Source organism: Shouchella phoenicis (assembly GCF_047238345.1).
In the GTDB taxonomy this organism is placed as follows: Bacteria; Bacillota; Bacilli; order Bacillales; family Bacillaceae_D; genus Shouchella.
Window position 1 is genome coordinate 1,212,422 of the sequence record NZ_JBDFMQ010000001.1, and the last position, 14,965, is coordinate 1,227,386.

The window sequence follows — 14,965 nt, forward strand, 5'->3', positions numbered from 1 at the left end:
TTTTTAATCATTTTCGTCATCTGGTGCATGAGTATGATGATTTTCTACGAGTGTATCTAGATGTTCAAGCTCTTGTTGATACTCAATTAATGCAGAGATTGCTGGCAAGAAGCTGTGCCATTGAGATAAATCAAATTGTTCTTCTTCATACAACGTTACAAATAAATTTGTCATCGTTGATTGGCCTTTTTCAATCTCGTCAACATACTCGTCAGTAGCATGGGTATTGACTTTCCCATTATACCGAAGAATAATCCGATGATGGTAATCGGTTAAGGTTAGAATTTGTTCTTCAATTCGGCTTTGGACATTATCAGGCAGTTGTAAATAGTCTTCAGAGCGTTTTTCAATCGCTTCAAGTGCTTGGTATGCTTTTTCAGTTGCTTGAATCATTTGCCTAAAGACAACGACTTTTCTTCTTTGGGTAAACGTTTTTGCCCGAAAATAGTTTCGCTCCTCTCGATAAAGAGAAAAAAGTTGATTTGCTTTATCAAGTTCAGTGCGTTGGTTTTTAATGTCTTCACGTAATGCGATTGTGTCTGCGTCATGTCGGGCAAGTAACGTCAGCCATTCTTGAATGGAGTCCGTCACTGTAGTCACCTTGTCAAATACCTTCTTTTCATATCTTGGTGGAATGAAAGCCAAATTAACAAGGAAAGCAGCGATAATTCCAATTAATACAGCAGAAAATCGCTCTAATGCAAATTGAAGAAAATTATCTGAAGGACTTTCCATAATGATAATAATCGTTACAATCGCTGTCGGAATAATCGCAGCTTCTAATTTAAGCTTAATAAAGATCGCGATCGAAAGTGTGACAACAACCCCGACAACAAACGGCTCGTGGCCAAATGTCATTACGAATAAGACACCGATCGTTGCTCCGATTAGGTTCGCTTGAACTTGGTGACTAAACGTTCTTAAAGTCCGAAATAACGATGGTTGAATTGCGAAAGCAGCCGCAATGGCCGCAAACGTTGGTGGGTTTATGCCAAGCCATCTTGCTAAATAAAGAGCTAGTACAACAGCTAAGCCTGTTTTTAATATCCGTGCTCCAAGTCTCATGTACGGATGTTTCCTTTCTTTTAGTCATCCTTTTTAGACGTATTCTTTACTCTTATGCAAAACGATGACCTTTTACGCACAAAAAAACAATTTAATTATAAAAAGAGTCGGCAACGATACTAAATGCTTTTTCAGCTGCAACAATGGTTTCTTCAATATCTTTCTTTGTATGAGCAGTAGTGAGGAACCAAGCCTCATACTTTGAAGGCGCTAAGTGAACACCTTGATCAAGCATCGCTTTAAAAAACATACTGAATTGCTCGCCATTTGTATTGGAGGCTCCCTCATAATCAATGATGGGATCTTCCGTAAAAAAGACTGTTAACGCACCTTTTAGACGATTAATCGTAATTGGTACATTCGTTCTAGCGGCTGCAAGGTGTAGCCCTTCTTCTAACTCCATGCCCAACTCATCAAGTTTATCATACGTGCCTTCTCTTTTTAGGATATTTAAGCAAGCAATCCCAGCAGTCATAGATGCGGGGTTTCCAGCCATCGTTCCAGCTTGATAGGCAGGTCCGAGTGGTGCGACGGTTTCCATAATATCCATTCGGCCACCGTAAGCGCCAATCGGAAGACCACCGCCAATGATTTTTCCGAGTGCCGTCATATCTGGTTTAACATGTAATAGGTCTTGCGCGCCTCCAAACATAAAGCGGAAAGCGGTAATGACTTCATCATAAATGACAAGCGCACCAGCAGCATGAGTTAATTCATTAACTTTTTCTAAAAAACCTGGCTCTGGTTCAACGATTCCGAAGTTCCCAACAATCGGTTCCACGAGAACCGCTGCTGTTTCATCGCCCCATTTATTTAAGGCTTCTTTAAGGGCGTCACTATTGTTAAACGGAACCGTAATCACTTCTTTTGCCGTTCCTTGTGTTACACCTGCTGAATCAGGTGTCCCTAATGTGGACGGTCCGGAACCGGCAGCAACAAGGACAAGATCTGAATGTCCATGGTAACAACCAGCAAATTTAATAATCTTTTCTCTACCTGTATAAGCACGAGCTACTCGAATCGTTGTCATAACGGCTTCAGTACCTGAATTGACAAAGCGCACTTTCTCTAAAGAAGGCATGGCTTCAGTCAAAAGGTGCGCAAATTCATTTTCAAGTCTTGTAGGGGCACCGTAAAGAACGCCTTTGGCAGCTTGATCTTGAATAGCTTGTGTAATTTCTTGATGAGCATGCCCTGTAATAATCGGCCCATATGCAGCTAAATAATCAATATATTTGTTTCCATCAACATCATAAAGATGGGCGCCTTCTCCACGCTCCATGAACACTGGTGTTCCGCCTCCGACCCCTTTATATGCTCGGGATGGGCTGTTCACACCTCCTACGATTAAGTTCTGTGCTTCTTTATAGTGTATTTCGGATGTGTCGCGATTCATATAACCCTCCATTGTGGTTCGCACATATTTTGTACTCAACTATGATAGCATATGTTCGAGATTTAGTCAGATGAAATGTAGCAGGGGTTCTTTATTGAAGAAAGCGTAAAAATCGGCTACGCTAATAAAAAATATAAAGCGGGGTTTATGAGATGGACTTAGTAAAAAAACAAGCACCAGATTTTACGTTACCGATTTCTGAGGATCAAACGATTACATTATCTGATTATAAAGGATCAAAGATTGTTTTATATTTTTATCCAAAAGATATGACACCAGGTTGTACAACGCAAGCTTGTGATTTTAGAGACCAAGCAGAACAATTTAAAGAACACAATGCCGTTGTAATTGGAATCAGTCCAGATCCAGTACATCGACACGAGAAATTTACCGAGAAACATGGTTTATCGTTTCCTTTACTTGCTGATGAAGAGTTAAAAGCTGCAAACGCATATGGTGTGTGGCAATTGAAAAAGAATTTTGGAAAAGAATATATGGGTATTGTTCGTTCAACGTTTGTTATTGATGAGCAATTTAATGTTGTAAAAGAGTGGCGTGGTGTCCGAGTGAAAGATCATGTTAGTGAAGTGTTAGGGTATGTGAAAGAGATGTCTTCATGAGTGAACATGTCGTATTTGTCGTCAAACAGAAGGAAGAACGCCAAAAAAAGTTAAGAGAGACTTATCAAGACACGTCTTTTTCATTTTTTTCTTCTATAGAAGAGGTAGATTCTTTTAAAGACATGACGGTTTTAGTAACGTTTGGTGAAGATGTGACAAGCACTATTCTAAAGCAAGCACCACAATTGAAGTGGATTCATGTGTTATCCGCTGGAGTGGAGAGGCTGCCTTTTGAACAAATTGAAGAGATGGGAATAATCGTAACCAATAGCCGTGGGATTCATGCTATTCCGATGTCTGAGCATGCCGTATGGATGATGCTTGATTATGTGAAACAAGCAAAAACATATCAGAAAGCACAAGTAGAGCGAGAGTGGGCAAGGAAAATCAAGCCGACTGAACTAACAGACTTAACCGTGGTGTTGCTAGGAACTGGTGCAATCGCAAGTAAAATTGCTGAACGGGCAGGTATTTTTGGGATGAAAAGGATCGGTGTAAATACAGATGGAAGATCTGTTGATCATTTTGATCATGTTTATCCGATGAAGGAATGGGAGAAAGCGCTACGTCAGGCTGACTTTTTAATAAACGTCTTGCCTGCTACGTCGAGTACAGAAGGCATTTTAAATCAAAATGCTTTTAATACTTTGAAATCGGGAGCTGTATTAATTAATTTAGGCAGAGGGAATGCGGTTATTGAAAAAGACTTAGTAAATGCGTTAGAATCAGAAGATCTAGAGCACGCATATTTAGATGTATTCCAAGAAGAACCTTTGCCCGAGGAATCCCCTTTGTGGAATCATGAAGCAATAACCATAACACCCCACATCTCAGCATCAACTTCTTTCTATATGCACAGGGCACTTAAGATCTTTGAAGAAAATCTTTCTTTATATATAGAAGGAAAAGAGAACTATGTTAATGAAGTACATATAGAAAAAGGGTATTGAAGGAGGAGCGAAGATGAAGTTACTCGTTTGTATTATAGAAGATTTTTATGCAGACCACGTTGAGAAAGAATTAAGAGACCAAGGATATCGGATGACGGAATTATCTAGTTCAGGCGGATTTCTGAAGAAGGGAAGTACAACATTTCTCTTTGGTGTTCATGAAACCGATGTTGAGCAGCTTCAACAATCTTTAAAAGACGCCTGTTTAGAGGTGGAAAAGCGTAAGCAACGTAAAGACAAAAAAACGCATCGCTTCACATCATTCCTGTTACCAGCTGCAAACGCAACGCCACTTTTACTACAAGATCAACTGTGATAATGATGGAGCTACTCTTAATGAAGAGTAGCTTTTTAATTGCGATCTCGAATAATCGTCGCTTGCTAAAATAACTGTTACAACTTATAATAAGTCTTAAGAAAGAATAGTTTTTATTGAAAGTGAGGGTGCAGTCTATGGCTAGTCAAAGCTTAGTTGAAGCAATTGATGCGCTAAAAAGCACTCGTGTGCGTATGACACCACAGCGTCATGCAATACTTGAATTTTTATATGAAACAAAAGCGCATCCCACTGCAGATGAAATTTATAAAGCTTTAGAAGGTCGATTCCCGAATATGAGTGTAGCGACTGTTTATAATAATTTACGAGTTTTTAAGGAAGTCGGCATTGTTAAAGAGTTATCCTATGGTGATTCATCGAGCCGTTTTGATTGCGTGACAACAAATCATTATCATGTTATTTGCAAGAACTGTGGAAAGATCGTTGATTTCCATTATCCAGGTTTAGATGAAGTTGAAACGTTAGCTGAGCATGTAACTGGATTTGAAATTGAAAATCACAGGATGGAAATTTACGGAACGTGCACGACGTGCAAACCATCTCATTAAAAAATGTCACTTCAATATTGAAGTGACATTTTTTCGTTTATGCTTCATGGTGACTAGCTTTCTTAGAATTATAAGATTCATCAAAGTCTTGTCCTTCTAAAGAACGATCCATAGTTAAAGGCTGATCGCAATGCATGCAAGCATCGACTCTGCCTAATACTTTTGTTGGTTTTTCGCACGAAGGACAAACAACAGGAACGGCTCTTGTAGAAAGCATACCGATAAAGAAATAAACAACAGTACTACCGATAACTGCAAGTAAGCCAAGAATCATGGCAATAACCATCACAACTGGATAATCTCTAAAGAATATCCCAACATACATAATTAATATGCCGATAAAAACAAGACTCAAAGCAAAGGTACGAATTTTATTTATTTTGTTCGAATACTTTAAACCCATCTTCTTTTCCTCCAATATAATCTAGAAGGTTTATTCTATTGAAAAACTTGTTTATAGTATAACATAGAATAAGTAGGAAGTTAGATCGTTCCTATGTATTTGCGCAATGTTTAACCTATTTGTATCTATTTCTACGCAAATTAAAATGTCTTTATCGCTCAGTATAAAATAAGGGTCATTAGCAAAAAAATATAGTTTTTGAAAAAAGTTTTTAAAAAGTGTTGACGCTATGTTGTTGCCGTGATATATTATTACATGTCGCCGGGGCAACACGCTAACGACGATGATAAAAAATAAGATGTTGACCAAATGATTGCTAATATGGTAAGATCATGAAGTCGCAAAACGAGTTCTTTGAAAACTGAACAAAAGCCAAGCGTAAAAGAGATACAAGGTATCTCGTCAATGAAGTTAGACACAGCTTTAAAATGTGCAACAGCTTAGGATCTTCGACTAAGACCGCAACATCGTGTTGCGACGTCGAAGTCAACACATCCGTGTGTAAGAAAACACTTTTAACGGAGAGTTTGATCCTGGCTCAGGACGAACGCTGGCGGCGTGCCTAATACATGCAAGTCGAGCGGACAGAAGGGAGCTTGCTCCCGGAAGTTAGCGGCGGACGGGTGAGTAACACGTAGGTAACCTGCCCCTTAGACTGGGATAACTCCGGGAAACCGGAGCTAATACGGGATAATAAAGAGAATCGCCTGATTTTCTTTTGAAAGACGGTTTCGGCTGTCACTAAGGGATGGACCTGCGGCGCATTAGCTAGTTGGTAAGGTAACGGCTTACCAAGGCGACGATGCGTAGCCGACCTGAGAGGGTGATCGGCCACACTGGGACTGAGACACGGCCCAGACTCCTACGGGAGGCAGCAGTAGGGAATCTTCCGCAATGGACGAAAGTCTGACGGAGCAACGCCGCGTGAGTGAGGAAGGCCTTCGGGTCGTAAAGCTCTGTTGTGAGGGAAGAACAAGTGCCGGCGTAACTACCGGCACCTTGACGGTACCTCACCAGAAAGCCACGGCTAACCACGTGCCAGCAGCCGCGGTAATACGTAGGTGGCAAGCGTTGTCCGGAATTATTGGGCGTAAAGCGCGCGTAGGCGGCTTCTTAAGTCTGATGTGAAATCTCGGGGCTCAACCCCGAGCGGCCATTGGAAACTGGGGAGCTTGAGTGCAGAAGAGGAGAGTGGAATTCCACGTGTAGCGGTGAAATGCGTAGATATGTGGAGGAACACCAGTGGCGAAGGCGACTCTCTGGTCTGTAACTGACGCTGAGGCGCGAAAGCGTGGGGAGCAAACAGGATTAGATACCCTGGTAGTCCACGCCGTAAACGATGAGTGCTAGGTGTTAGGGGTTTCGATGCCCGTAGTGCCGAAGTAAACACATTAAGCACTCCGCCTGGGGAGTACGGCCGCAAGGCTGAAACTCAAAGGAATTGACGGGGACCCGCACAAGCAGTGGAGCATGTGGTTTAATTCGAAGCAACGCGAAGAACCTTACCAGGTCTTGACATCCTTTGACCACTCTGGAGACAGAGCTTCCCCTTCGGGGGCAAAGTGACAGGTGGTGCATGGTTGTCGTCAGCTCGTGTCGTGAGATGTTGGGTTAAGTCCCGCAACGAGCGCAACCCTTGATTTTAGTTGCCAGCATTTAGTTGGGCACTCTAAGGTGACTGCCGGTGACAAACCGGAGGAAGGTGGGGACGACGTCAAATCATCATGCCCCTTATGACCTGGGCTACACACGTGCTACAATGGATGGTACAAAGGGCAGCGAAGCCGTGAGGTGGAGCCAATCCCATAAAGCCATTCTCAGTTCGGATTGCAGGCTGCAACTCGCCTGCATGAAGCCGGAATTGCTAGTAATCGCGGATCAGCATGCCGCGGTGAATACGTTCCCGGGTCTTGTACACACCGCCCGTCACACCACGAGAGTTTGTAACACCCGAAGTCGGTGAGGTAACCTTTTGGAGCCAGCCGCCTAAGGTGGGACAAATGATTGGGGTGAAGTCGTAACAAGGTAGCCGTATCGGAAGGTGCGGCTGGATCACCTCCTTTCTATGGAGTATTTACTCTAGTCGATATATGACCGTTGGTCATATAACGCTTCGGATCTTTTGTTCAGTTTTGAATGAACTCAAATTCATTCATCTATAGCCTAATAGGGTATGGAACCAAGCTAAATGCGTGGTACCGACCTTCATGTAGGCAGGTTCTTTGAAAACTAAATCTAAAATCAACTCAAATAAAGTTTTGTTCATCGGTTTTAAACTGTTTGAACGAGACGTCAAGAATTCATAAACCTTTTAGGTTAACTGTTTTATAAAGAGACCCGAGTAGATCAAGGATGGGAAATGCTTGATGGAAGGAGCGTAGTTGTCTACGTGACTGACAGAAAGACATGAACCAGACGAAGAGATGCGAAGGGAATCTGATGTAAAAATGGATAAGTTAGAAAGGGCGCACGGTGAATGCCTTGGCACTAGGAGCCGATGAAGGACGCGACGAACAGCGATATGCTTCGGGGAGCTGTAAGTAAGCTTTGATCCGGAGATTTCCGAATGGGGGAACCCACCATCCGTAATGGGATGGTACTCCTACCTGAACACATAGGGTAGGTAGAGGCAGACCCGGGGAACTGAAACATCTAAGTACCCGGAGGAAGAGAAAGCAAATGCGATTTCCTGAGTAGCGGCGAGCGAAACGGAATCAGCCCAAACCAAGAGGCTTGCCTCTTGGGGTTGTAGGACACTCTATACGGAGTTACAAAGAAACGGAGTAGGTGAACTGTCTGGAAAGACAGGCCGAAGAAGGTAACAGCCCTGTAGCTGAAACTTCGTTTCCTCCAGAGTGGATCCTGAGTACGGCGGGACACGTGAAACCCCGTCGGAATCCGGGAGGACCATCTCCCAAGGCTAAATACTCCCTAGTGACCGATAGTGAACCAGTACCGTGAGGGAAAGGTGAAAAGCACCCCGGAAGGGGAGTGAAAGAGATCCTGAAACCGTGTGCCTACAACTAGTCAGAGCCCGTTAATGGGTGATGGCGTGCCTTTTGTAGAATGAACCGGCGAGTTACGATAACGTGCAAGGTTAAGCTGATGAGGCGGAGCCGCAGCGAAAGCGAGTCTGAATAGGGCGAGTGAGTACGTTGTCGTAGACCCGAAACCGGGTGATCTACCCATGTCCAGGGTGAAGGTCGGGTAACACCGACTGGAGGCCCGAACCCACGCATGTTGAAAAATGCGGGGATGAGGTGTGGGTAGGGGTGAAATGCCAATCGAACTCGGAAATAGCTGGTTCTCCCCGAAATAGCTTTAGGGCTAGCCTCGAGTGATGAGTTTTGGAGGTAGAGCACTGATTGGACGAGGGGTCCCCACAGGATTACCGAATTCAGTCAAACTCCGAATGCCAAAAACTTTAACTCGGGAGTCAGACTGCGAGTGCTAAGATCCGTAGTCAAGAGGGAAACAGCCCAGACCATCAGCTAAGGTCCCCAAGTATACGTTAAGTGGAAAAGGATGTGGAGTTGCTTAGACAACCAGGATGTTGGCTTAGAAGCAGCCATCATTGAAAGAGTGCGTAATAGCTCACTGGTCGAGTGACTCTGCGCCGAAAATGTACCGGGGCTAAACGTATCACCGAAGCTATGGCAATCCCAGTAGGGATTGGGTAGGGGAGCGTTCCAAGGACTGTGAAGCTAGATCGTGAGGACTAGTGGAGTGCTTGGAAGTGAGAATGCCGGTATGAGTAGCGAAAAGAGGGGTGAGAATCCCCTCCGTCGAAAGCCCAAGGTTTCCTGAGGAAGGCTCGTCCGCTCAGGGTTAGTCGGGACCTAAGCCGAGGCTGAAAAGCGTAGGCGATGGACAACAGGTTGATATTCCTGTACCACCTCGTATTTGTTTGAACGATGGGGGGACGCAGAAAGGTAGGGTGAGCGCGCCGCTGGCTGTGCGCGTCGAAGCATGCAAGGCTGGAACATAGGCAAATCCGTGTTCCGTGAAGGCTGAGCTGTGACCGTGAAGGACCCAAGGGTCCGAAATCCCTGATCCTCCGCTGCCGAGAAAAGCCTCTAGTTAGAATACAGGTGCCCGTACCGCAAACCGACACAGGTAGGCGAGAAGAGAATTCTAAGACGCTCGGGAGAACTCTCGTTAAGGAACTCGGCAAAATGACCCCGTAACTTCGGGAGAAGGGGTGCTCTATTAAGGTGAATAGCCTGAGAGAGCCGCAGTGAATAGATCCAAGCGACTGTTTAGCAAAAACACAGGTCTCTGCCAAGCCGCAAGGCGAAGTATAGGGGCTGACACCTGCCCGGTGCTGGAAGGTTAAGAGGAGGGGTTATCCCGTAAGGGAGAAGCTCTGAATTGAAGCCCCAGTAAACGGCGGCCGTAACTATAACGGTCCTAAGGTAGCGAAATTCCTTGTCGGGTAAGTTCCGACCCGCACGAATGGTGCAACGACTTGGATACTGTCTCAACGAGAGACCCGGTGAAATTATAGTACCTGTGAAGATGCAGGTTACCCGCGACAGGACGGAAAGACCCCATGGAGCTTTACTGTAGCTTGATAGTGAGTGTTGGTACCATTTGTACAGGATAGGTAGGAGCCTAGGAAACCGGAGCGCTAGCTTCGGTGGAGGCGTCGGTGGGATACTACCCTGATGGTGCTGACATTCTAACCTCGACCCGTGATCCGGGTCAGGGACATTGTCAGGTGGGCAGTTTGACTGGGGCGGTCGCCTCCTAAACAGTAACGGAGGCGCCCAAAGGTTCCCTCAGAATGGTTGGAAATCATTCGTAGAGTGCAAAGGCATAAGGGAGCTTGACTGCGAGACCTACAAGTCGAGCAGGGACGAAAGTCGGGCTTAGTGATCCGGCGGTGCCGTATGGAAGGGCCGTCGCTCAACGGATAAAAGCTACCCTGGGGATAACAGGCTTATCTCCCCCAAGAGTCCACATCGACGGGGAGGTTTGGCACCTCGATGTCGGCTCGTCGCATCCTGGGGCTGAAGTAGGTCCCAAGGGTTGGGCTGTTCGCCCATTAAAGCGGCACGCGAGCTGGGTTCAGAACGTCGTGAGACAGTTCGGTCCCTATCCGTCGCGGGCGTAGGAAATTTGAGAGGAGCTGTCCTTAGTACGAGAGGACCGGGATGGACATACCGCTGGTGTACCAGTTGTTCCGCCAGGAGCATCGCTGGGTAGCTACGTATGGACGGGATAAGTGCTGAAAGCATCTAAGCATGAAGCCCCCCTCAAGATGAGATTTCCCATGGCGTAAGCCAGTAAGACCCCTTAGAGATGATGAGGTTGATAGGTCAGAAGTGGAAGTGTGGCGACACATGGAGCGGACTGATACTAATCGGTCGAGGGCTTATCCTAATTTTTTTCTTGACTTGAGTTTGATTTCTAGATTTAGTTTTGAAAGAATCAACGATTCTTTTCATAGTCTGGTGGCAATAGCAAAGAGGTCACACCCGTTCCCATGCCGAACACGGTCGTTAAGCTCTTTTGCGCCGATGGTAGTTGGGGGCTTCCCCCTGTGAGAGTAGGACGTTGCCAGGCTTACTTAACTAAATTTTCCACAGTAGCTCAGTGGTAGAGCTATCGGCTGTTAACCGATCGGTCGCAGGTTCGAATCCTGCCTGTGGAGCCATAGCTGGAGAGCTGTCCGAGCTGGCCGAAGGAGCACGATTGGAAATCGTGTAGGCGGTGTAAAACCGTCTCGAGGGTTCGAATCCCTCGCTCTCCGCCAGATCTTATTCTTATGAATACATACATGTACTAAATTTTCACTGGCCCGTTGGTCAAGCGGTTAAGACACCGCCCTTTCACGGCGGTAACACGGGTTCGAATCCCGTACGGGTCACCATTTTTAATGAACTTGCATATTATATTGGAGGATTAGCTCAGCTGGGAGAGCACCTGCCTTACAAGCAGGGGGTCGGCGGTTCGATCCCGTCATCCTCCACCATTAAGTTTTTTCAATCAGGAAGATGTATTTCTTCATAGATATACATCATCGGTAACTATGTAACGTCGCGGGGTGGAGCAGTCTGGTAGCTCGTCGGGCTCATAACCCGAAGGTCGGTGGTTCAAATCCGCCCCCCGCAACCAAAAAAATGGTCCGGTAGTTCAGTTGGTTAGAATGCCTGCCTGTCACGCAGGAGGTCGCGGGTTCGAGTCCCGTCCGGACCGCCATTTTTTAAAAAAGCCATACATATGTTTATGGCTCAGTAGCTCAGTTGGTAGAGCAACGGACTGAAAATCCGTGTGTCGGCGGTTCGATTCCGTCCTGAGCCACCACTTACTTTTGCCGGTCTAGCTCAATTGGTAGAGCAACTGACTTGTAATCAGTAGGTTGGGGGTTCAAGTCCTCTGGCCGGCACCACTGAAAAAGTTGTTGACAAAACCAACGGTTTTAGGTAAGATAAGTATTGTCTTTTCAAAGTGGAGGGGTAGCGAAGTGGCTAAACGCGGCGGACTGTAAATCCGCTCCCTCCGGGTTCGGCGGTTCGAATCCGTCCCCCTCCACCATTTTTAAGGGGTATAGTTTAATGGTAAAACGAAGGTCTCCAAAACCTTTGATGTGGGTTCGATTCCTACTACCCCTGCCAATTAAACAAATATGGCGATCGTGGCGAAGTGGTTAACGCACCGGATTGTGGTTCCGGCATTCGTGGGTTCGATTCCCATCGGTCGCCCCATTATTGGGCTATAGCCAAGCGGTAAGGCAACGGATTTTGATTCCGTCATTCCCTGGTTCGATCCCAGGTAGCCCAGCCATTTATATGCGGAAGTAGTTCAGTGGTAGAACACCACCTTGCCAAGGTGGGGGTCGCGAGTTCGAATCTCGTCTTCCGCTCTTTATTTTGCCAAGGCGGTATAGCCAAGTGGTAAGGCAGGGGTCTGCAAAACCCTTATCACCGGTTCAAATCCGGTTACCGCCTCCAATAGTTTCATAGAATGAGATGGTCCTTACATACATGCCGGGGTGGTGGAATTGGCAGACACACAGGACTTAAAATCCTGCGATTGGTGACAATCGTGCCGGTTCAAGTCCGGCCCTCGGCACCATTTCTTTGTACAAGCGCCCGTAGCTCAATTGGATAGAGCGTCTGACTACGGATCAGAAGGTTAGGGGTTCGACTCCTCTCGGGCGCGCTTTTAAAAACCAGCTTAAATTAAGCTGGTTTTTTGTTTTTTTAATTAATGCTTCTCTATAATAAGTAGTTACTTTTTAGTAGTTTAATTATAGAAAAGGATGTGAACGAAATTGGAAAAACAACTAAAAGAGTCGTTTAAACAATTATCAGATACGATGGTGGAAATTCAAAATGCACGCGTTGTTTATGTTGATGACTTTATACCAGAACATGCTGCAGAGAGTGATCAAACTTCTTATTTTGAAGAAGCTATGGGGAACGGTAACGTAAAATTGATTTTGGGACCGAAGCGTTATTACGCAACAATAAAATTGCCTAGTCGAACAGTTATAGAAGGTCAAGGTATGGAACTGACGACAATTCAAACACCTGATACCGCACCTTCTTCGGAATGGACAATTTCATTACGAGACAAAGAGCAAGGTGAAGAATACATTGTTGTTAAAAACCTTAGTTTAGACGGAAATAGAAGAAGAGGCTCAGAACCTGTTGGAGGAAGTCGGTCAAGTTGTTTAACGCTACATGGCGTAAAGTATGCATGGATTGATCATGTTTTTGCATATAATAGTTCTTTACATGGTTTTGATGTAACTTCAACGGGATTAGATTATCATTACGGTGGAGATGGAACTGTTGATAGTGGACCATCTCAATATGTTTGGATTGAGTCGTGTAAAGCAACTGATTGGGTTGATGATGGATTTACAACACATCATAGTGAGTATATTACTATATCAAATTGTTATGCCTATGATCCCTTTACACGCGGAAATCAAAACGGTATAGAAATTGATGATGGAAGTCGTCATATTTTGTTGTCAAACAATTATACATCAGGTTGTTATGGTGGGATTGAAGTAAAAGCACATGATAACTCTAGCGCAGCTAACAATGTGCACATTATGGGTCATATCTCTAGAGAAGACGCTCGTAGTTACAACTTCAGGCATATTGGCCACCATACTGGAGAGGATCCTGATTCCAAATCTGCTTTTCATTTAACAGCAACCAATCTTGTGTCTCTGCATCCCAATAATAAAAAAGGATTTCAAAATAATATCGATCCTCGAGCGTTAGTCGTGAGTGCATACACGAATGTGAGTATCACAAACTTTACAGCAATTGGGGACGAAGAGTATGACTTTAGAAACGGTCCGGTTGTTGCTGTTCAATATAAAGCAAGAAATGTAATATTAAATGGGATGAATATCAGTCGATTTAACCGAGCAAGTGATGCTATTCTTGTATTTGGTGGCAATAATAGAGGAGACCATATTTCACTAAGTAATATTAATATTCATAATTCTGGTGATACTAATGGGGTTTTTGTAGGTGGTGGCCATAGTAATGTTTCTATTAATAGCGTAAATGCAATCTCTTCAAATGCTATAAGAAATAACGCGGTCGAAACAGCCACAAATTCAGTAAATATTAGTAACGTTACAGCTACTGGTTATCAAACAGCTATAAAAAGTGGTGGGGTTTCCTATGTTAACCCGATAACAGTGGTTTCTGGAGGCGCTAGAATTGCGTCCAGTACCGGTGAGCCAAATCATGATCAATCTATAATTATTTCGAGTACTGCATCTCCCACAGCAACTAACTCAAAAACAATGGTAGGCGCTTCTTCAAATTCTCATGCAGAAGGAGAAGGATCTTTTATTTTAGGAAGTGCAGGAAATTCAAGAGCTCGCGGACCGAGAAGTAGCATTATTAGTTCAAGTGCAGCAATTGCTGGTCAGCCAAATGGCGGTTTTGGTTCAATGGTGGTTGCTAGTAACTTAACGAGTAACCCCAATAGTTATTCTGTCGTAGGAGGGTATGGTGCTACAGGAAATTCTAGTAGTTCAAACCGTAAGTGGGAGCTTGATAGCAGAAATGGAACAATAAAGGCGTCAGGTAGAATTACAGGGTCAGAAACTTTTGCTGATTTTGCTGAGTATTTCGAGAGCATGGATGGAAGAGCGATACAAACTGGGATGTTAGTCGCACTAGAAGGAGATAAAGTTCGATTAGCTAATCAAGACGATGATATTATTGGAGTAATATCACAAACCGCTGGTGTCCTACTGGGAGAAGCTTCATTTCATTGGAAAGGACGTTACTTGAAAAATGATTTTGGCGCATATATCTATGAGCCACAGTTGGTACGAACGTACGATATTGATGATGATGGTAACACATTAGCAAGCTATAAAGAAGAACGTGTATTGTTACCGTTAGAAGACCCTAAATATGATAGCAACATGCGATATTCAGCAAGAAAAGACCGAGATGAATGGAATGTTGTTGGTTTAACAGGACAAGTGCATGTAAGAATTAATGAAGAAGTTCAGTTAGGGGATAAATTAACAGCAAAAGGTGGGGTTGGGTATCCAAGTAATGAGAGATTTGGCAACATAACTGTTATGAAAATTACTAAGCCTTATCAGGAAGATAAAGGATATGGTATTGCACTTTGTTTTATAAAATAACAG

8 protein-coding genes, 16 tRNA genes and 3 rRNA genes are annotated in these 14,965 nt (G+C 44.4%); 24 read left to right on the forward strand and 3 right to left on the reverse strand.

Translation table 11 applies throughout. The features are described 5' to 3' along the window. Positions 1–3: 3 nt before the first annotated feature. Positions 4–1,065 carry an FUSC family protein gene (locus ABC361_RS06590; RefSeq protein WP_413073267.1) on the reverse strand — a complete coding sequence of 354 codons (1,062 nt, stop codon included), beginning with the start codon at positions 1,063–1,065 and terminating at the stop codon, positions 4–6. A gap of 91 nt (positions 1,066–1,156) precedes the next feature. Then, complete coding sequence (locus ABC361_RS06595; protein WP_413073268.1) at positions 1,157–2,461, reverse strand: glutamate-1-semialdehyde 2,1-aminomutase; 1,305 nt, start codon at positions 2,459–2,461, stop codon at positions 1,157–1,159. Between the two features lie 152 nt (positions 2,462–2,613). On the opposite strand from ABC361_RS06595, the gene bcp reads away from it, so the two are divergent. The 4 genes from bcp (at position 2,614) to perR (ending at position 4,916) form a co-directional block, all read left to right on the forward strand. Beyond that, positions 2,614–3,081 carry a thioredoxin-dependent thiol peroxidase gene (gene bcp, locus ABC361_RS06600; protein WP_413073269.1) on the forward strand — a complete coding sequence of 156 codons (468 nt, stop codon included), beginning with the start codon at positions 2,614–2,616 and terminating at the stop codon, positions 3,079–3,081. Beyond that, positions 3,078–4,031: an NAD(P)-dependent oxidoreductase gene (locus ABC361_RS06605; protein ID WP_413073270.1), complete on the forward strand. Its 954-nt coding sequence runs from the start codon at positions 3,078–3,080 to the stop codon at positions 4,029–4,031. The genes bcp and ABC361_RS06605 overlap by 4 nt, the downstream gene beginning before the upstream one ends. Before the next feature lie 13 nt (positions 4,032–4,044). After that, complete coding sequence (locus tag ABC361_RS06610) at positions 4,045–4,347, forward strand: cyclic-di-AMP receptor (RefSeq protein ID WP_413073271.1); 303 nt, start codon at positions 4,045–4,047, stop codon at positions 4,345–4,347. Between the two features lie 137 nt (positions 4,348–4,484). Next, complete coding sequence (perR, locus tag ABC361_RS06615; protein WP_413073272.1) at positions 4,485–4,916, forward strand: peroxide-responsive transcriptional repressor PerR; 432 nt, start codon at positions 4,485–4,487, stop codon at positions 4,914–4,916. A gap of 37 nt (positions 4,917–4,953) precedes the next feature. Here perR and ABC361_RS06620 read toward each other — a convergent pair whose 3' ends face one another. Next, positions 4,954–5,319: a YgzB family protein gene (locus ABC361_RS06620; protein ID WP_413073273.1), complete on the reverse strand. Its 366-nt coding sequence runs from the start codon at positions 5,317–5,319 to the stop codon at positions 4,954–4,956. A gap of 515 nt (positions 5,320–5,834) precedes the next feature. Between ABC361_RS06620 and ABC361_RS06625 the strand changes: the two genes are divergently transcribed. The 20 genes from ABC361_RS06625 to ABC361_RS06720 all read left to right on the forward strand — a co-directional run bounded on the left by ABC361_RS06625 (position 5,835) and on the right by ABC361_RS06720 (position 14,962). Next, a 16S ribosomal RNA gene (locus tag ABC361_RS06625) occupies positions 5,835–7,382 on the forward strand. A gap of 386 nt (positions 7,383–7,768) precedes the next feature. Continuing rightward, a 23S ribosomal RNA gene (locus ABC361_RS06630) occupies positions 7,769–10,704 on the forward strand. Positions 10,705–10,771: 67 nt separating this feature from the next. Continuing rightward, a 5S ribosomal RNA gene (rrf, locus tag ABC361_RS06635) occupies positions 10,772–10,887 on the forward strand. Together the 16S, 23S and 5S rRNA genes with 16 tRNA genes alongside form the textbook arrangement of a ribosomal RNA operon. Positions 10,888–10,903: 16 nt before the next feature. Then, positions 10,904–10,978: transfer RNA gene (locus tag ABC361_RS06640), tRNA-Asn, on the forward strand. Between the two features lie 5 nt (positions 10,979–10,983). Next, positions 10,984–11,077: transfer RNA gene (locus tag ABC361_RS06645), tRNA-Ser, on the forward strand. Between the two features lie 42 nt (positions 11,078–11,119). Then, positions 11,120–11,194 (forward strand) — tRNA-Glu (locus ABC361_RS06650). Positions 11,195–11,220: 26 nt separating this feature from the next. Then, a tRNA-Val gene (locus ABC361_RS06655) sits at positions 11,221–11,296 on the forward strand. Between the two features lie 66 nt (positions 11,297–11,362). Beyond that, positions 11,363–11,439 (forward strand) — tRNA-Met (locus tag ABC361_RS06660). Between the two features lie 7 nt (positions 11,440–11,446). Then, a tRNA-Asp gene (locus ABC361_RS06665) sits at positions 11,447–11,523 on the forward strand. A 29-nt stretch (positions 11,524–11,552) separates the two neighbouring features. Continuing rightward, a tRNA-Phe gene (locus tag ABC361_RS06670) sits at positions 11,553–11,628 on the forward strand. A gap of 9 nt (positions 11,629–11,637) precedes the next feature. Beyond that, a tRNA-Thr gene (locus ABC361_RS06675) sits at positions 11,638–11,713 on the forward strand. 61 nt (positions 11,714–11,774) lie between these two features. Continuing rightward, a tRNA-Tyr gene (locus tag ABC361_RS06680) sits at positions 11,775–11,859 on the forward strand. A 6-nt stretch (positions 11,860–11,865) separates the two neighbouring features. Continuing rightward, positions 11,866–11,939 (forward strand) — tRNA-Trp (locus tag ABC361_RS06685). 14 nt (positions 11,940–11,953) lie between these two features. Further along, positions 11,954–12,029 (forward strand) — tRNA-His (locus ABC361_RS06690). Positions 12,030–12,033: 4 nt separating this feature from the next. Further along, positions 12,034–12,108 (forward strand) — tRNA-Gln (locus ABC361_RS06695). 7 nt (positions 12,109–12,115) lie between these two features. Continuing rightward, positions 12,116–12,187, forward strand: a tRNA-Gly gene (locus ABC361_RS06700). Between the two features lie 14 nt (positions 12,188–12,201). After that, a tRNA-Cys gene (locus ABC361_RS06705) sits at positions 12,202–12,275 on the forward strand. 35 nt (positions 12,276–12,310) lie between these two features. After that, positions 12,311–12,399, forward strand: a tRNA-Leu gene (locus ABC361_RS06710). Positions 12,400–12,412: 13 nt separating this feature from the next. After that, positions 12,413–12,486, forward strand: a tRNA-Arg gene (locus ABC361_RS06715). A gap of 112 nt (positions 12,487–12,598) precedes the next feature. Beyond that, entirely contained in the window at positions 12,599–14,962 is a 2,364-nt protein-coding gene (locus tag ABC361_RS06720) for a peptidase G2 autoproteolytic cleavage domain-containing protein (RefSeq protein WP_413073274.1), read from the forward strand. The last annotated feature ends 3 nt before the right edge of the window (positions 14,963–14,965 follow it).